This window comes from Nocardia sp. NPDC019219, from assembly GCF_040632645.1.
Lineage (GTDB): Bacteria > Actinomycetota > Actinomycetes > Mycobacteriales > Mycobacteriaceae > Nocardia > Nocardia sputorum.
The window spans coordinates 185,472-202,190 of the sequence record NZ_JBEYCG010000004.1 but is presented as its reverse complement, the minus strand read 5'-3'; the positions used below and the strand labels follow the sequence as shown (position 1 = coordinate 202,190).

19 protein-coding genes and 1 other RNA gene are annotated in these 16,719 nt (G+C 69.1%); 11 read left to right on the top strand and 9 right to left on the bottom strand.

Translation table 11 applies throughout. The features are described 5' to 3' along the window. Positions 1 to 57: 57 nt before the first annotated feature. A complete protein-coding gene (locus tag ABZ552_RS10370) occupies positions 58 to 606 on the top strand; it encodes a thioredoxin family protein (RefSeq protein WP_281878141.1) in 549 nt (182 codons plus the stop codon). On the opposite strand, the gene ABZ552_RS10365 is transcribed toward ABZ552_RS10370, so the two are convergent. Beyond that, positions 587 to 1,378 carry a DJ-1/PfpI family protein gene (locus ABZ552_RS10365; RefSeq protein WP_357436814.1) on the bottom strand — a complete coding sequence of 264 codons (792 nt, stop codon included), beginning with the start codon at positions 1,376 to 1,378 and terminating at the stop codon, positions 587 to 589. The genes ABZ552_RS10370 and ABZ552_RS10365 overlap by 20 nt on opposite strands. A gap of 140 nt (positions 1,379 to 1,518) precedes the next feature. Between ABZ552_RS10365 and ABZ552_RS10360 the strand changes: the two genes are divergently transcribed. Both ABZ552_RS10360 and ABZ552_RS10355 read left to right on the top strand, forming a co-directional pair. After that, positions 1,519 to 2,034, top strand: coding sequence for an ester cyclase (locus tag ABZ552_RS10360; protein WP_281878140.1), 516 nt, complete (start codon positions 1,519 to 1,521; stop codon positions 2,032 to 2,034). Between the two features lie 69 nt (positions 2,035 to 2,103). Further along, positions 2,104 to 3,024, top strand: coding sequence for a hypothetical protein (locus ABZ552_RS10355; protein WP_357436501.1), 921 nt, complete (start codon positions 2,104 to 2,106; stop codon positions 3,022 to 3,024). Here the strand turns inward: ABZ552_RS10355 and ABZ552_RS10350 are convergent. Then, the gene (locus tag ABZ552_RS10350; protein ID WP_357436499.1) at positions 3,021 to 4,214 is read right to left on the bottom strand and encodes an MFS transporter; all 1,194 of its coding nucleotides are present in this window, start codon (positions 4,212 to 4,214) and stop codon (positions 3,021 to 3,023) included. The genes ABZ552_RS10355 and ABZ552_RS10350 overlap by 4 nt on opposite strands. 83 nt (positions 4,215 to 4,297) lie before the next feature. On the opposite strand from ABZ552_RS10350, the gene ABZ552_RS10345 reads away from it, so the two are divergent. Beyond that, on the top strand, positions 4,298 to 4,738 hold the full coding sequence (locus tag ABZ552_RS10345; RefSeq protein WP_281878137.1) for a MarR family transcriptional regulator: 441 nt from the start codon (positions 4,298 to 4,300) through the stop codon (positions 4,736 to 4,738). Positions 4,739 to 4,743: 5 nt separating this feature from the next. Here ABZ552_RS10345 and ABZ552_RS10340 read toward each other — a convergent pair whose 3' ends face one another. Both ABZ552_RS10340 and ABZ552_RS10335 read right to left on the bottom strand, forming a co-directional pair. Further along, positions 4,744 to 5,358, bottom strand: coding sequence for a dihydrofolate reductase family protein (locus tag ABZ552_RS10340; protein ID WP_357436496.1), 615 nt, complete (start codon positions 5,356 to 5,358; stop codon positions 4,744 to 4,746). A gap of 93 nt (positions 5,359 to 5,451) precedes the next feature. After that, the gene (locus ABZ552_RS10335) at positions 5,452 to 6,414 is read right to left on the bottom strand and encodes a helix-turn-helix domain-containing protein (protein ID WP_357436494.1); all 963 of its coding nucleotides are present in this window, start codon (positions 6,412 to 6,414) and stop codon (positions 5,452 to 5,454) included. A 153-nt stretch (positions 6,415 to 6,567) separates the two neighbouring features. Between ABZ552_RS10335 and ABZ552_RS10330 the strand changes: the two genes are divergently transcribed. Then, positions 6,568 to 7,023 (top strand): hypothetical protein, encoded by a 456-nt coding sequence (locus ABZ552_RS10330; protein ID WP_281878134.1) that lies wholly within the window; start codon positions 6,568 to 6,570, stop codon positions 7,021 to 7,023. 3 nt (positions 7,024 to 7,026) lie between these two features. Here the strand turns inward: ABZ552_RS10330 and ABZ552_RS10325 are convergent, their stop codons facing one another. Continuing rightward, the gene (locus tag ABZ552_RS10325) at positions 7,027 to 7,932 is read right to left on the bottom strand and encodes a universal stress protein (protein WP_281878133.1); all 906 of its coding nucleotides are present in this window, start codon (positions 7,930 to 7,932) and stop codon (positions 7,027 to 7,029) included. An 83-nt stretch (positions 7,933 to 8,015) separates the two neighbouring features. Next, on the bottom strand, positions 8,016 to 8,408 hold the full coding sequence (locus ABZ552_RS10320; RefSeq protein ID WP_281878132.1) for a hypothetical protein: 393 nt from the start codon (positions 8,406 to 8,408) through the stop codon (positions 8,016 to 8,018). Between the two features lie 250 nt (positions 8,409 to 8,658). Between ABZ552_RS10320 and ABZ552_RS10315 the strand changes: the two genes are divergently transcribed. Together ABZ552_RS10315 and ABZ552_RS10310 are read left to right on the top strand one after the other, a co-directional pair. Beyond that, positions 8,659 to 8,817 carry a hypothetical protein gene (locus ABZ552_RS10315; protein ID WP_357436491.1) on the top strand — a complete coding sequence of 53 codons (159 nt, stop codon included), beginning with the start codon at positions 8,659 to 8,661 and terminating at the stop codon, positions 8,815 to 8,817. A gap of 45 nt (positions 8,818 to 8,862) precedes the next feature. Continuing rightward, complete coding sequence (locus tag ABZ552_RS10310; RefSeq protein ID WP_281878131.1) at positions 8,863 to 9,768, top strand: EamA family transporter; 906 nt, start codon at positions 8,863 to 8,865, stop codon at positions 9,766 to 9,768. Between the two features lie 30 nt (positions 9,769 to 9,798). On the opposite strand, the gene ABZ552_RS10305 is transcribed toward ABZ552_RS10310, so the two are convergent. After that, the gene (locus tag ABZ552_RS10305) at positions 9,799 to 10,686 is read right to left on the bottom strand and encodes a helix-turn-helix transcriptional regulator (RefSeq protein WP_357436489.1); all 888 of its coding nucleotides are present in this window, start codon (positions 10,684 to 10,686) and stop codon (positions 9,799 to 9,801) included. A gap of 101 nt (positions 10,687 to 10,787) precedes the next feature. Here ABZ552_RS10305 and ABZ552_RS10300 point away from each other — a divergent pair, with 101 nt between their 5' ends. Further along, complete coding sequence (locus ABZ552_RS10300; RefSeq protein ID WP_281917536.1) at positions 10,788 to 11,537, top strand: SDR family oxidoreductase; 750 nt, start codon at positions 10,788 to 10,790, stop codon at positions 11,535 to 11,537. Positions 11,538 to 11,569: 32 nt separating this feature from the next. Continuing rightward, entirely contained in the window at positions 11,570 to 11,728 is a 159-nt protein-coding gene (locus tag ABZ552_RS10295) for a hypothetical protein (RefSeq protein ID WP_357436487.1), read from the top strand. A 481-nt stretch (positions 11,729 to 12,209) separates the two neighbouring features. On the opposite strand, the gene ABZ552_RS10290 is transcribed toward ABZ552_RS10295, so the two are convergent. Continuing rightward, on the bottom strand, positions 12,210 to 13,094 hold the full coding sequence (locus ABZ552_RS10290) for a phosphotransferase (protein ID WP_357436485.1): 885 nt from the start codon (positions 13,092 to 13,094) through the stop codon (positions 12,210 to 12,212). 335 nt (positions 13,095 to 13,429) lie between these two features. Between ABZ552_RS10290 and ABZ552_RS10285 the strand changes: the two genes are divergently transcribed. Next, positions 13,430 to 14,119: a DUF899 family protein gene (locus ABZ552_RS10285; RefSeq protein WP_281917533.1), complete on the top strand. Its 690-nt coding sequence runs from the start codon at positions 13,430 to 13,432 to the stop codon at positions 14,117 to 14,119. Between the two features lie 192 nt (positions 14,120 to 14,311). Here ABZ552_RS10285 and ssrA read toward each other — a convergent pair. After that, positions 14,312 to 14,682: a transfer-messenger RNA gene (ssrA, locus tag ABZ552_RS10280) on the bottom strand. Between the two features lie 687 nt (positions 14,683 to 15,369). On the opposite strand from ssrA, the gene ABZ552_RS10275 reads away from it, so the two are divergent. Continuing rightward, positions 15,370 to 16,683, top strand: coding sequence for an ABC transporter substrate-binding protein (locus ABZ552_RS10275; RefSeq protein ID WP_281878124.1), 1,314 nt, complete (start codon positions 15,370 to 15,372; stop codon positions 16,681 to 16,683). The last annotated feature ends 36 nt before the right edge of the window (positions 16,684 to 16,719 follow it).

Below are 16,719 nucleotides of genomic sequence, written 5' to 3'. Positions count from 1 at the left end.
CGGACGACGCGGGGTTAGGCTCCCGCTGTCCTCTGCGATCCCGACGGAAGGCACACCATGGCGCATACCTCACACATGGTTCCCATCGGCACCCCGCTACCCGACTTCTCTCTTCCCGACCTCGACCAGCGGATCTACTCCCGGGACGACTTCGCGGACGGGCCCGGTCTGCTGGTCGTCTTCGCCTGCAATCACTGCCCCTACGTCAAGCACATCGAGGCGGCGCTCGGCGAACTGGTCGACTCGCTGCCGTCCATGCCGACCGTGGCGATCTGCACCAACGACGCCACCGCCTACCCGGACGACGCCCCCCTGCGGCTGCGCGACCAAGCGATCCGCGCAGGCTGGACCTTCCCCTATCTCGTCGATGAGCAGCAGCACGTCGGGCGGGCCTTCCGCGCCGCGTGCACCCCTGATTTCTTCCTCTACGACGCGGATCTGCGACTCGCCTACCGCGGCGCGTTCGACGAATCCACACCCGGCAACGGGAAGCCGCTGACCGGAGACGACTTGCGCACGGCTGTCGAAGCCGTGCTGGCGGGCGCGCCCGCCCCCGAACCGCACCGGCCGAGCATGGGTTGCTCGATCAAGTGGCGGGACGCCTGAGACCTTTGCCCCGTTCGCGCACGCGACGGATCGCGCTGCGCCACGCCAGCCGCGGCACGGCCGCCGACAGCCTGGCGAACTCCCCGAGATTGCCCGGTTCGAGCACCGTCCTGGCCTGCTGGGCGGTGGCGGCCAGCCGCACGGCACGGGATGCCTTGCCGACATGACCCGCGTCGTACGGCGGTTGCGGGTCGTATTCGATGATCAATTGCGCGGTTTGCGCCTGCTCCGCGCCGAAGATCTCCCCGACCAGCCACAGCGCCAAGTCGATGCCCGCGGAGACCCCCGCGGCCGTGAGGATCTTCCCGTCGCGCACGACTCGCTCGTCCGGGCGAGCGTCCGCTCCGAGTGCCCGTAAGGCCGACTGCGCCAGCCAATGCGTGGTGGCCGGGCGTCCGCGCAACAGTCCGGCCGCGGCCAGCACCAGCGAACCCGTGCACACCGACGTCGTCCACAGGGTGCCGTGATGTGCTCGACGCAGCCAGGCCAAGAGCGCGTCGTCGACGGCGGCCGCCGCCGAACCGGGTCCACCGGGGACGAGCACGATGTCGGGCGCGGGCGTCTCGTCGAACGAATGCGTGGCGCCGAGCAGCAGCACACCGCTGTCGGTCGTGATCGGCCCGGGCTCGTGCCAGACGAAGCGGATTTCCACCCCCGGCGCGAATCGCAGCACCTCGTACGGGCCGATCGCGTCGAGCGCGGTCATCCCCGGATAGGTCACGATCGCGATCCGCACCGTCTTGCCCGGTGCGCGCTCCTCGAATCCGGTCATCATCGACCCCGTTCCGGCACTCATGAGTCAAAGCAAGAACTAGCGTTTCATTGTGTCGAACGTGTGTCAATCGCCGCTCCGAGCGCCATGATGGGCGCAGCGGAACAAAGCGCCGCTGCGCAACGGCGAAAGGACTATCGGTGACCAACCCAGGGGACCCGGGCGCGGTCGCGCGTCGTTATGTCGAGGCGATCGGCGAGCAGGACTGGCAGACCGCCGCCGACTGCTGGCGGCCCGGTGCCGTCGATGTGTTCGTCGGCGTCGCCGACTTGCGCGCTCCGGAAGAGATCGTGGCCTTCTTCCGCGACGTGCACGCCGCAATTCCCGACTTGGCGGTGGACATCCTCTCGGTCACGGCGCAGGACGACCGCGCCGTGGTGCACTGGCGGATGCGGGGCCGGTTCGACGGCACCGCCAGGCTGATCGGACTGGCGCCGAACGGAAGGCGCCTCGATCTCCTCGGCACCGACGTGTTCGTCGTGCGGGACGGGCTGATCGAGTCGAACACCGCGATCGTCAACGGACTCGACCTCGCCCGGCAGCTCGCCGTCCTGCCCGCGCAGCACTCGATCGCCGAGCGTGTGCTGTTCGGCCTCGCGAATTCGATTGCGCCACTAGGCAAAGCGATCCGCACGCGAAACCGCCCCGGACGGTGATCCACGCTGCCGAGGCGGCCCCGATGGGGGACACTGTTCCCGACACCGGGGATCGGAAGGGGTGGGACGTTGGCGACGATCGTCCTCGTACACGGCATCGCGCAGGAACAGGAATCGGCCGACACATTGGAGGCGCGCTGGCTGCCCGGCCTCGCGGGGGGCGTCCGCAACCACGGTGCGCCGGAACTCGCGGACCGCTTGTGGCGCAACGGCACTCCCGGCGGCTTGTCCACCCGGATGGCCTTCTACGGCAATCGCTTCCTGGTCGAGGGCGCTCAAGGTACCGGGACCGAACTGGACGAGACCCAGCTCGATCTGATGGAGCAGATCGCCGCCGAATGGCTCGCGACGGCCGCCGCGCACGCCGGCGACGAGCGTGACCGCGCGACGGCCCGCAGGCTCGGTACTCCGCCACCACCGGACGCGGTGGCGCAGGGAGCCCACGCGCGACTGCGGCCCGCGCTCAACGCGCTGATGCGGTTGCGCTGGTTCGCGCCGTTCGGCTTCGGGTTGGCGCAGAAGTTCGTCATCCGCGCGCTGTCCCAGGTGGCCCGGTACTTCACCGAGGACGAGGTGCGGGAGTACGCCCAGCGGCAGGTGCTCGACCACATCGGTCCCGACACCCGCCTGGTCATCGCGCACTCCCTCGGCAGCGTGGTGGCCTATGAGGCGCTGCACCGCACCGACCAACCGGTGACCTTGCTGACCATGGGCTCGCCGCTCGGTTTGCGCACGGTCGTGTACGACAGGCTGCGACCCCAGCCGAGCAGCGTGCCGAAATCCGTGACGAACTGGCACAACCTGGTCGACGAGGACGACCTCGTGGCGGCCCACCTCGACCTCACTCCGTTCTTTCCGCCGTATCCCGGCAGGGCCGTCGTTCCGGTCACCGAGCAGTATTTCGACAACGGCGCGGCGCCGCACGACTCCACCAATTACCTCATCAAAGCGGTGACCGGGGGCATCGTCGCGAAAGCGCTCGGACATTAGATTTTGTCGAATTCCGCCGGGCGAGAGCACTTCTGCGCGTTCGCTCGAATCCGGCGGTCGCGCCAGAGCAGGTAGGCCGCCAGCGCGACCCCGAGAGCGGTGAGCGCCGCACCGACCGGATAGAGCGACGGCAGACCCGACCCGTCGCCGAGGACCGCGCCGCCGATCCGCCCCGCGCCCGCCGCGGCGAGCTGATAGCCCGACGCGTTCACCGCGACGGCCAGGGTCGGAGCCGCCGTCGCCGCCGCGATCACCCTGGCCTGCATACCCGGGATGATCGCGAAGGCGAGCGCACCGAGCAGGAAGAGCAACGGCACCACGAGGATCCGGACGTCACCGGCCAGTCGCAGCAGCACCAGCACGACGGCGAGCGCGGCCAACAGCGCGGTCACCGAGGGCAGCAACGCCCGGTCTGCGAGCTTGCCGCCGAGCTGGTTGCCGACCACCGCGCCCAGACCGTAGACCAAGAGCAGGACGGGCACCGCGGCCGCGGGAAACCTGCCGACCTCGGTGAGCAGCGGTGCGATGTAGGTGAACACCATGACGGCGCCGAGGTTTCCGACGGCGGTGAGCGCCAAGGCCCAGAGCACAGCGCGATCGGTGAACACGCGCAGCTCCCCCGTGATCGAGCCCGCCGCCGATCCCGGCATGTCCGGCATGAACCGCAGGACCAGCGGAAGCGCCGCCGCCACGCACAACGCTACGGTCGCGAAAGTCGCTCGCCAGGTGAGATTTTGGCCGATGGCCGCGCCGAGTGGAGTGCCGAGCACGATGCCCAGGTTCATCCCGAGGGCCACCCGCGCCACCGCCGCCGCTTCGAAGCCCGGTTGCGCGGTCGAGACCGCGGTGGCGATCGCGACCGCGAAGAAGGTGGCTACCACGGAGCCCGCGGCGCACCGGGTCGCCACCAGCACAACGTAATTCGGCGCGAGCGCCGAGCCCAGGTTCGCCAGTATCGACACCAGCATCAATCCGATGACCAAAGGCTTGCGCGCCACTCGCGCGGTCAGCACCGTGACCACCGGTCCACCGCCGATCATGCCGACGGCATAGGCCGTCACCAGCGCACCCGCCGCGCCCACCGAGACGCCCAGACCGTCCGCGACCTCGGGCAGGATGCCCGCGATCACGAACTCGCCGGTGGTCAGGCAGAACACCACGAACCCGAGAGAGAACACCGAGGACCGCATCCCACGCCTTCCGCATAATTCGAGCTGAAATGATTTGAACTAGAACTATCACAGTTCGAATCGAAAGCGCTAGACTCGGTGCAATGACGCGGCAGCCGAATCCCGTGGTGGACACCGAACTCGACCGCGACGTCTGCAAGCTGGTGCATCGGTTCACCCACCGGCTCGACGTGCACGTCCGCCGCGTCGCCGAGCAGCTCGGCCTCACCCCGTCGCAGGTGATCGCCCTGCGCGAGTTGTCCGAGCCGATCACCGCCAGGGAGCTGGCGGCGCGGATGTCGTGTGAGCCGTCCAACGCGACCTTCGTGCTGGACCGGCTGGAGCAGCAGGGCTTGGTCCGCCGCGAGCCGCACCCCACCGACCGGCGCGCCAAACAAATCGTGCTGACACCGACCGGCCTGCGACGCCGAGACGACGCCGTGGAATTGCTCGGCGCGAACTCACCCTTGACCTCGCTGACCGAAGCTCAGCAGCAGACCCTGCGCGACCTCTTGCTCACCATGGCCGCGGATTCCCCGAGCTGACCGCCCTACTGGACCCCTTGGGACAGATGGACTTTCGCCTCCTCATAGGTGCCGGTGAGCGCGGCCTCGTCCCGGGTGTAGACCAGATGCAGCACGCCGGTGTCGAAGGTCTCCGAGGACAGCAGGCGCAGCGGGATCGTGGCCGCGCCGTCTTCGAACAGGCGCTCGCCCCTGCCGACCGCGATCGGGTGCACCAGCAGGTGCAGTTCGTCCAACAGCCCGGCGGCCAGCAACTGACGGACGACCGAGACCGAACCGCTCATGCCGATGTCGCCGCCCGGCTGATTCTTCAACGCCGTCACGGCCTCGATCAGGTCGCCGTCGAGCACTTCGGAGTTGCGCCAAGGGAAGTCGCGGTGCTGCCGGGTCACCACGATCTTGCGCGCGTCGCCCAGCTTCTTCGCGAACGCCGCGTCCGGGCCGCCCGCTGCTTCACGCTCCGGCCACGCGCCCGCGAAACCGTCATAAGTCCTGCGGCCGAGCAGCAGGGTGTCGGCGGCGCCGAGCTGGGCGTCGACCGCCGCGCCCATGGCGTCGTCGAAATAGGGGAAATGCCAGTCCTGCGGGTCCTCGATGACGCCGTCGAGGGCGATGAACAGACCGGCGGTGATTTTCCTCATGTGCGTGGCTCCTGGATCGGTGTTCGCGGGTTGTCGCTTGATCCGACGGGGCGACGCGCGAGAACTCATCGGCCGGCCCGGCACGCCCCCGGGCTAGCCGAGCCGACTCGGGCCGGAGCCGTGGAAAGCCGCCCGGTAGCTGTGCGGGCTCGTCCCGACCACTCGCTTGAAGCGGTCGCGGAACGCGGTGGGCGACCCGAAACCGACCTGGCCCGCGATCCGGTCGACCGAGTGGCTGGTGGCTTCGAGCAGATGCTGGGCCTGCCGGATCCGGGCGCGCAGCAGCCACTGCAAGGGGGTGGTTCCGGTGTGCTCGCGAAACCGCCGGTTGAGCGTGCGGGTGCTCATCCCGGCGTGGGCGGCGATGTCGTCGAGGGAGAGATCCCGTGCGGAGTTGTCCTGGATCCACCGCAGCACCGGCTCCAGCGCGGAGCCGCGCGGCGTCGGCGGCAGGTCGTGCACGATGAACTGCGCCTGCCCGCCTTCCCGCTCCAACGGGACGACCGACTTCCTGGCCGCGTCGGCAGCGACCGCCGATCCGTAGTCCCGACGGACCATGTGCAGGCACAGGTCGATCCCGGCCGCGGCACCCGCGGAGGTGAGCAGGGCGCCGTTGTCCACATACAGCACGTCGGGGTCCACCTCGATATCCGGATAGCGAGCCGCGAGTTCGGCGGCGGCGAGCCAATGCGTGGTAGCGCGGTGGCCGTCGAGCAATCCGGTAGCCGCCAGGATGAACGCGCCGGAGCAGATCGACGCGATACGGGTGCCCGCGGCCGCGGCCCGGCGCAGCGCGTCGACCACCTCGTCCGGCACCGGCAGGGTCGGGTCGGCGCAGCCCGGCAGCACGATCGTGTCGGCTTCGCCCAGTGCTTCGAGCCCGCGCGGCGCGTGCATAGTGAACACTCCGGCGTCGACCGTCGGCGTGCCCGCGCAGACCAGCACGCGATAGGCGGGCCTGCCATCGGGGAGACAGGTCCGCCCGAACACCTCCACCGGCGTGGCCAGATCGAACGCGACCACCTGGTCCAACGCCAGGACGACCACGGTGTGCATGGCAATAGAGTAGACATCCGGTCGAATCCAGCCAAGCAGCTATTGCTGGCTGTCCACCACATATCCACAGTTCATCGTCTTGGCTGGAATCAAACGGTATATGGCACTTTCGCCAATTCCGTCGGCCCGCCTCCGTCGTTAGTGTCGACCGCCGTGACGAAGTTCCTGCTCTCGGTCCACGTGCTCGCCGTGATCATCGCCGTCGGCCCGGTGACGGTGGCGGCCAGCATGTTCCCCGCCACCACCCGCCGCGCCCTCGCCGTCCCCGCGACCGGCCACGACCCCGCCGTTCTCGGCACGTTGCATCGCATCTGCCGGGTCTATGCCCTGCTCGGCGTCGTGGTCCCGGCCTTCGGCCTGCTCACCGCGCTGAGCCTGGGCGTGCTCGGAGACGTCTGGCTGGTGGTGTCGATCGGATTGACCGCGGCCGCGGCGGGTGTGCTGGCCCTGCTCGTGCTGCCCGGCCAGCAGAAGATCCTCGCCGACCTGACGGGGACCACCCCGGCGCTGATCCGCCGCCTGGCCATGGACACGGGGGTGTTCAACCTGCTGTGGGCGGCGGTCACCATCCTGATGATCGTCCGGCCGGGCTCTACGACGGGAGCATGACGCTCACTCGGGCAGATAGCGCACCGCCATCGAGACATCGCGAACGACCATGATCGGGCACGCCACCGACAGCAGCAGTGCCTGACTGGTCGAGCCGAGCAGCATGCCGGCGAAACCGCCCCGGCCCCGGCTGCCGACCACGAGCAGCTGAGCCTGTCCGGAGCGTTCGAGCAGACAGCGTTCGGGCCGGTCGGTCACGATCTCGCGCCGGATCTCGACATCGGGAAAGCGCTCCTGCCATCCGGCGAGACTTTCCGCCAGCACGATCTGCTTCTCGGTATCCACCGCGAGTTCGGCGCTCACGGAAGGCATTTCGACGCCGGTCCAGACGTGCAGGGCCAGCAGCGGCGCACCCCGCGCCGAGGCCTCGTGCAGCGCCGCTTCGATGGCGGGTTCGCTGATCTCCGTGCCGTCCACCCCCACGACGATCAGCCGCTTCCTGGCTTCCGCGGTGAGCGGCGCGCCTTCCCGGACCACGACCATAGGACAGCGGGCGCGCCGTGCCAGTGCGGCACTGACCGATCCCAGCAGAGCGCGCCGCACGGTCCCGCGCTCGCGGGTGCCGACCACCATCATCCGCGCCGCGCCGGTCCGGTCCAGCAGCGCGGGACCCACCGGCTCGTGCACCAGCTCGGTGCTGATCTCGATGTCCCGCAGCGCCCGGACCGCGATCCGCGCCTCCTCGGCCGCGGTGTTCAGCACCCAGCGACCGTGATCCTCCAACCGGGCGTAGTCGGTGCTGGTGAGCGGTTCGGTGACGCCGGGTCCGTAGTCGGCGACCGGATCCAGCACGTGCACGAGGCGCAGCGGCGCCCGATGCTGCGCGGCGGTCTGCGCTCCCCACGCGACCGCCGCCCCCGAACCGGCGGACCCGTCCACACCGACCACGATCGGCCCGTTGCTTCGCATGCCGACTCCCTTCCCTACCGAAAGATCGAGCTCAGCAGCGCCGATTCGACACTACCGGCGCGGTGGTACGGCGAGCTTCGCCGTCAACCGCCCTGGACGACGCACGCGTAACCCAGATGGACGCCTTCGCCGACCCGGAGGTCGATACCCGCCACATACGGCGTGTACGGCTCCTGCACCGCACTGACGGTGTGCGGCCCCGGCGTGGCGGGCACCCAGTCGATCAGCGCGACGCCGCCGGAAGGGCGGACCACCCCGAACGGAATACCGTTGTCGTAGAACGTCACCGGTGCGACAGTGTCGGTCACGGTGGCGCGCGCGGTGTAGGTGCAGCCCGTCCCGTAGTTCGTCACCAACCCGAAGTTGATGCCGGGATACATCCCTACCTGGGTCACCGTGGCTCCGGCCGAGACGGCCGAGACGACTGCCGCGCCGGCTCCGATCGCCGCCGCCGAAGCGGCCACTCGTTTTCGCATGCGGTGGTCCTATCGCTCGTGAGTCGCTCTTCGTCGAACGGACGCCGGCCGCGCACCGGCGCGATAACTAGATACTCACTCCCCCGCGGCCTCGACGGGGTGCGAACCGCCGAATCTCGATCGGACCGCCGCCCCGGTCCCGTCCCGGCATCGTCGTACGGCGTCACTGCAGCATCGCTGGACTGCGTGTATTCCCCGGCGAGGCTGCCTTGCCGCACGACCCCACCACCGCTGCTCGCCCGTCGACCTCATGAGCCTGCTCGATGCGAGATCCGAACAGTGCGGCAACCTCCTGGCGCGCAGGTTCACGGCGGCACGACCAGGGCTGTTCGCGCTCGATCCCGCGCCCGCGCTGCCGCTTATCGACATCCATACCGTGCCGCCGGGAGGTCATGTCACCCCCGCGTGATTGTGTGTCCGAAGGTCTTCCCGAGAACGACGGAGGTGCGGCGTGGTGGCGATCGACTTCGAGCGGATGGTGCGCGGAGCGAGGCCGGTGTCGGTCTGGCGTTCGATCGCCGCTCAGGGGCTCGGTGGCGTACCGCCGACGGCGCTCGTGCTGGCGGGCATCGTCAGCGTGCAAGTGGGCGCGGCGGTGGCGAAGCAGCTGTTCGCGGCGACCGGCGCCGCCGGGGCGGTCACGCTGCGGCTGGTCTTCGCCGGAATCGTCCTGCTGGTGATCTGGCGATCCGCGCTTCGGGTGGCGCGCGGCGCCCTGCCGGTCGTGCTCGGGTACGGGGCGGTGCTCGCGCTGATGAATCTTTCGTTCTACGAGGCGATCGATCGGATTCCGCTCGGGATGGCGGTGACCATCGAGTTCCTGGGCCCGCTGACCGTCGCGCTGGCCGGATCACGCCGCTGGATCGACCCGCTGTGGGCGTTGCTCGCCGGCGCGGGCGTGCTGCTGCTGACCCGGGCGGACGGCGAGGTGAACTGGGCCGGTGTGCTGTTCGCGCTGGCCGCGGCGGCGTGCTGGGCGGGCTACATCCTGCTCAGCGCCGCACTCGGCGAACAGACCAGTGGCGGCGGCGGGCTGGCGCTGGCCATGGCGTTCGGCGGACTGGTCATGCTGCCGGTCGGCGTCGTCGACGCGGGCGCGGCGCTGCTGGAGCCGACCGTGCTCGCCGCCGGATTCGCGGTGGCGATGCTGTCGTCGGTGCTGCCGTATTCGGTGGAGCTGGAAGCGCTGCGGCGGATTCCGCCCCGCGTCTTCGGTGTACTGATGAGCTTGGAGCCCGCGGTCGCGGCGATCGCGGGCCTGGTCGTCCTCGGTCAGGTCATGAATCTCGGGCAATGGGCGGGCGTCGCGTGTGTGGTCGCGGCGTCGGCGGGGGCCACACGGACCGAAGCGAAGGATTGAGTCGGCGAGCGCTGCTCGACTCGTTCGCGCTCAGCCGTTTTGCCGAGACGCCCCCGGTTGCCCGGCGTCACGGCGCTGTTCCCCAGTCGTCTCGGGATCGTCCGCGATCAGGCTGCCGAGCAGGGCCAGCGACCGCTCCGAGGGCGAGCCCGGTTCCGCGTGGTAGGCGATGAGCATCTGACCCGGCGCGCCGTTGACGCTGAACGTCTCATACGACAAAGTGAGGTCCCCGACCATGGGGTTGCGGAACTGTTTGACGCCCGCGGTCTTCACCCGCACGTCGTGGCGCGCCCACAGCTGCCGGAACTCCTCGCTCTTCAGCGAAAGCTCCCCGACCAGTTCGGTCAAGCGGGGATCGTCCAGGTCCCCGCCCGCGGTCGCGCGCAGGCTGGCGACGGTGTCCGCCGCGATGGTCGGCCAATCCTGGTAGACGTCGCGCGCCTCGGGATCGAGAAAGATCATCCGCACCTGATTGACCCCGGGGACAGAGCACGAGTTGACGGCGACCGCCAAGGGATTCGCCGCCAGCACGTCCAGGTATCTGCCCAGCACCAGCGCCGGAGTGTGCGGCCAGGCGTCCATCAGGCGCAGCAACCCCGGGGCGACGCGTTCGGGCCTGCGCGGAGCCCTCGATCGCTTGACGGTCGGCCGGGCCAGTTCCCGCAGATGCGCCGTACCCTCCTCGTCCAGCGCGAACACCCGCGCCAGCGACGCGATGACCTGCTCGGAGGGGTGCCGGTCGCGTCCTTGCTCCAGCCGCACGTAATAGTCGGCGCTCACCCCCGCGAGTAAGGCGATCTCCTCCCGGCGCAGCCCCGCCACCCGCCGCTGGCCGCCACCCGACATCCCGAAATCCTCCGGTCGGACCAGCTCGCGGCGCGCGCGCAGGAAGGCGCCCAGTCGATTGTCGGAATCCATGAACCGAGCGTAGGTCAGCCGCGCCTGCCCTGGGTGGCCCCGCGACTACCAGGAAGTCCGCAGCCTGTCAGGCGCGCTCGCCGGGACGGAAGGTAGTGGACATGACGAACAACCTCACCGGCCGCGTCGCGGTCGTCACCGGAGCATCGAGTGGAATCGGCGCCGCCACCGCGCGGCGGCTGGCAGCCGAGGGCGCCAAGGTCGCCCTGCTGGGCAGGCGCAAGGATCGCATCGAGGAACTCGCCGCCGAGATCGGCGCGGACGCGCTCGCGGTGGTCGCCGACGTCGGCGACCAGCTGTCCCTGCGTGACGCCGCCGCCACGGTACGGGCGGCGTTCGGACCCGTCGACCTGGTCGTAGCGAACGCGGGCGTCATGCTCGCCGCGCCGTTCGAGTCGGCGCTCACCGACGAGTGGGACCAGATGGTCGGCACCAACATCACCGGCCTGCTCTACACCGGAAGAGCTTTCATCGATGACCTGCTGGCCGCCGCGACCGAGGGCGGGAAAGCGGATCTGGTTCTGGTCGGCTCGATCGGTGGCCACACGGTCTTCCCCAATTACGCCGTCTACACCGCCACCAAGGCAGCGGTCGCGCATCTGACTCGCAATCTGCGGGCCGAGTTCGGGCCGCGCGGCGTCCGGGTGAAGAACATCGAACCCGGTTTCGTCGGCACCGAACTCGGCGCCGGGATGCAGGATGAGCAGCAGCGCGCCGGGCTGGAGCAGTGGCGCACGGCGATCGAGATCCTGACACCCGGCGACATCGCCGACGCGATCGCCTACTCCGTCGCCGTACCGCAGCACGTGAACATCGCCGAGCTCGTCGTCGTCCCTACCCAGCAAGGCTGAGACCCGGCACGTTCGCTGCTACAGTCCGGCGGATGACGGACGTTGCCCCGGTTCTGCGCCCGCGCCCGGCCCGAGGTCGCCGAGCCCTCGGCTGGCGCGACGCGCACCTGGGCAACGTCCCCGACACCCTCCTCTCCGTCCGTCCCCGCGACTCGTTCGACGTCCGCGCGGCGAGACTGTCGACGGGCTGATGGGCTTCGTCATGGTCGACCGGGACGAGGTCCACCAGGTCGATGTCAGCGCCAACCGATTCGTCTGTGTAGGGGGCGCGGCCGACAGCGTGGTGCTGATGCGGCCCCGCCGCGCAGTCCGTGGCACCAGCCTGGCCGCCCTGGTGCTCGCTGCCGCGGAACAGCGCGGACGAGCCGACGGCCACGACCGCGCGGGCCGGTCGTCACCATCAACACCCGGCGCTTGTACGCGAACCAGGGTCGACGAAGGCGCGTTGATGCATGCATCCGGCTACCCGAACCGGGCACGACGTAGGGCGACCCGGTGCCGCCAGGTGTCGAAGTCCGTCTCCATAATCTGCTGCGCGGCAGGCCGGGTGCCCGGTGTCGGCTCCCGGCTTATCGGCCCCGTTGTGGGCCCGGCCCCCGCTACACCGAACTGCTGCTCCGACGCGGTGTGCACTATGCGGGCACGCGATCCAGAAGCTGCCGATAGGAGCGCCTAGTCGAGGTCCGCCCACCCGGGCCAGGGCCGCATGCCCTCGTCACCGCGGATGTAAGCGAGGCGGCGCAGTGCCTGCCGCTGGTAGGCGGGATCGACGGCGGCGGCCCGCATCGACGCCAAGGCCATGCGGAACTCCTGGATATCGCGCAGCAGGTAGAAACCGTCCCAGCGCATCACGTCGCGTCCGTAACCGGCGCAGAACTCGGCGTACTGCGCGGCGGTGATCTTCGCGGCGGTCCAGCACTCGATCGCCGTGTACACCAGATCCCACTCCGGTGGACCGATCATCGCCCGTCCGAATCCGGCCAGGATCACTTCGCCGTCGTCGCCGACCACCACGCCGTCGTCCCCACCCTGCACCACCGACCACGGCAGACCCCGCGGCAGCGCCTTCCAGCGGCCACGTAATTCCTCCAGGTGCTTGTGCAGCCACCGCCGGTCGTCCTCGGTCACCGTCCGCGCGGCGTCGATCTCGTCCGCTATCCGAGCCAGGGGCGACATCCTACGTAGCTCGAACCCGGGCAGGGGCAGCCGATGCAGCTGGGCGAGCGCCCTGGCGACCTCGCCGGGTTCACCGGGATGATGTGGCGGCAACTCCTGCCAAAAGGTCACCGGACGGCCGTCGACCACGACCGGCTGCGGAATATCCGGGACGACGCGCGCCGCGGGCACCCCACAGCTCTCCAGCCATTGCGCCACGGCGACTTCCCGCGCGGTCGCGAGCTTCTGTCCCCGCGCACCGATCCGCACGACGATCCCGCCGCGCAACCGGTAGACGCCCGGCACCTCGACCGGCTCGGCATCGCTCGCATCGATCCCGACGCTCACACATGCGGCACGCAGGATCGACCGCATGCCGTTACCCGCCACCCCGGCGGTCATGTCAGACCCCCGAGCCCTCTGTTCCCGCTCCGGGAGCAGAGGTACCGCATCTCGGCTTCGAGCATCATGGCAGCCATCCAGATACCGGGGGGCTAACACCCCATTTTCCCTGCTCAGTGGACATTACCCCCGGCATTCCACCACAGTCAGCAACCAAACAGAATCCGCCCGATTCGCCGCAATTAACCCTTTCCGGGCCGCCTCGAAAGGGCCGCCGGAACGCGGAGTTCCCGGGCATGGCGCTCGACAGGCAGCGGTCACCGATGAGTTCTGCTCGTGAGCCCGGTCTACACCTGTGCAACCCGCACCTCGTGAATACGGCCAGGGAGGACCCCATGAGCACTACGGCACTGCCGCCCGTCGTCGACGCCGACACCTGGCAGCGCGGACTCGAAGCGCTGCGCGTCCGCGAGAAGGCCGCGACCCGGGAACTCGACGCGATCGCCGCCCAGCGCCGCCGCCTGCCGATGGTCCGGATGCCCGACTACACCCTCGAAGGCGAGGAGGGGCCGGTCCGGCTGGTGGATCTCTTCCGCGGCATGTCCCAGCTGATCGTCTACCACCACATGTGGTTCCCGGGCGAGCAGTGGCAGTGCGGGGGGTGCACCGGCTTCACCTCGCAATTCACCCGATTGGAGTTCCTGAACAACTACGACGCCCGCTTCGTCATCGTCACCCAGGGACCGATCGAGGAGGCACTCGCCTACAAGCGGCGGGTCGGAAACAAGATGACCTGGTACTCCACGGCCAACAGTTCATTCGGCGCCGATGTCGGCGCACCGCCCGGCGGCGGCTTCGCGGTCAACGTCTTCCTTCGCGACGGCGACACCGTCTACCGCACCTGGCACACCAGCGGCCGCGGCACCGAACAACTCAGCCACTCCTTCGCCCTGATCGACCTGCTGCCCTACGGCCGCCAAGAGGAATGGCAGGACTCCCCCGCCGGCTGGCCCCAATCCCCCACCTACAGCCGCTGGAGCAGCTCCCAGGACATCGCCGCAGCCTACGGCGACCCGAATGCGTGAAGTCGGCAGAACAGCGCCGCTCGCGGGAACTTACGTGAACAACTGACAGAACCCCCGCACCACCACCCGACGCAACCACCGACCCGGGGGTCCGGGGGCGAAGCCCGCCGGGCGGGGCGTGGGGGTTGCACCCCCACAAAACACTCAGCTCCACCAAAAAGGCGAGTGCTCTCCACGAGCACTCGCCTCCATTGGTGGAGCTGCCGGGAATCGAACCCGGGTCCTCCGCCGCGTCTTCAGGGCTTCTCCGTGTGCAGTCCGCTGTGTCTCTACTCGGATCTCCGGGTCCCGCGAACAAGCCCGGATGACGATCCCAGTCGCTGTTCGATGTCCCGCCCTACTCCGCGACCGAGTAGGACGGTGAGCCCTCTAGCTGATGCCGGCACCGGAGCCGAGGGCATGCCCCGGGCCGACAGAGACGCTTCGCTGGTTAGGCAGCGAGAGCGTACTCGCGCTGATGAGAATCGGCGCTTAATTGGTTGCAACGACGCTTACGGTGGTCTCTTGCCTGCACCGACACGCTTCCCCTGAATCAACGTACGCAGTCGAAACCGTTCAGCCCCGTACGCCCCGGCGCCTTGCCGGGCTGTTCATGTTAACACCGCCGAGAGCGGGGATCATCCCGATAAAAGGCGGTGGCGTCGGCCACACCCGCGACCGTCCCGAACAGCGGCCGTCTGAGGTCGATCGCGCAGGTCAGTGGGGTGATACTGGTCGCCACCGGTAGGGCGCTGCCGATCCAGGGCGTGCGTAGTCCAGCGCCGCGGCGGGATCGTGCAGGGAGCACGGGCCGACGATCAGCGTCAAGCGATCATCCGCGCGGTTCAGCGGTCCGCCCGGCCGGACCAGGTTTTCATCGAGATCGCACGAGCAGCGCACCGTCGGCCGGGCGCCCGAGCCGACACTAGGACCCCTGGCGATGACATCCGACGCCGCACACCCCACGCATCGGCACACTCGCGCTGTGCGTGCCCTACTACGACGGAGCACGCAGATGCTCGCCGCGTAGACCAGCGGCGGCCGGGCGCTCGGCGATCTCACCGCAGGCAGGCCCAGCAGCCGACATCGCACGATCGTGCCCGGGTCACAGCGCCGCCATCCCCTCGAGAGAACCGCGCCTTGGAGCACTCCCACCCTTCCCGGATGCTGGTAGTCGATTCCCCGGGCCAGGCGACGAACCCGACTTACACTGCACGAGCCGTACGATCGGCTCTGAGCAGCGGATCTCGATTTCAGACTAAGGAAACACTTTGGCAGTTCGCACCATTCGGGACAGGTTGCTGCGCCTGTCCGCCCTCACCGTCATCGCCGGGCTCGTCCTGACCGGATGTTCCGCCCTGCGCGACAAGTCGACCGAAGCGATCGAACCGGGCGTCACCGCGGACCCGTGTCCGAACGCCGTGGACGCCCGCAAGGGGTGTATCTATCTCGGCGTATTGTCCGATCTGACGAGTGGGCCGTTCGCCGCGCTGGGCAAGGACATTCACAACGGCCAGCTGGCGTTCTGGCGGGCGGTGAACGAAGCGGGCGGAATCGGCGGCAAATACGAGGTGGACATCGCCACCTACACCGAGGACACGAACTACGATCTGCAGAAGCACGCCGAGGCTTACCGGCGGATCGAGCCGCACGTCCTCGCGCTCTCGATGAGCTTCGGCACCGTGCAGACGCAGAAGGTACTTCCCGAGATGGACGCGGCGAACATGACCGCCATTGCCGGAACCCTGTGGTCGGGGTGGCAATTCGAGAACAGCGACAAGGGTCTGCTGCTGGAGTCCGGCTATTCCTACTGTTCCGAGGCGATCATCGCCCTGGACTGGATCGCCGAGAACGAGGCGAAGCCGAACTCGATCGCCACGGTCAGCTATCAGGGCGATTACGGCGGCGACTACGCCACCGGCGCCAAGAAGTGGGCCTCCGCCAACCGTGTCGACATGGTGGCGCAGATCGACACCGAGCCGAACACCCAGATCGGCAACCAGGATGCCGCGGTCGCCAAGATCCTCAATGCCCGTGCGGACCTCGTGCTGCTGGCCACGGGCCCCGCGGAGGCGGGTGAGATCATGGGCAAGGCGGCGCTGGCCGGCTTCCCGGGCAGGTTCCTCGGCTCGGGCCCGACCTGGAACGGCGGGCTGCTGAAAAGCCCCGCCGCATCGGCGATCACCGCTCGCTACAACATGACTTCGCCGCTGGACGGCTGGGACGGCACCAGCGCCGGCGCCAAGAAGGCCAGGGCCTCGGCGACCAGGGAGCCCTCCACCTGGGGCTACAGCGCGGGCTGGATGTTCTCGTATCCGTTGAAGGCGCTGCTCACCCGAGCGGTCAACGAGGGCAAGCTCACCCGCAAAGGCGTCCGTCAAGCCGTGCACGGCCTGCGCGTCGACTACGAGGGCGCGATTCCCGAACACATCTACGGCACGGCGAAACCCGACCTCGCCCGGCAGCGGGCGGTCATCGAAGCGCCGGATCAGACCGCGCCGCTGGGCGCGAAGACCCTGGCCACCAATTACCACGGCCCGACCCAGGACCGCATCACCCTCACCGAGCCCTGCGTGCAGCCGTAAGCGAGCGAGATATGCCTTTTCACCGTAATTTTCGTC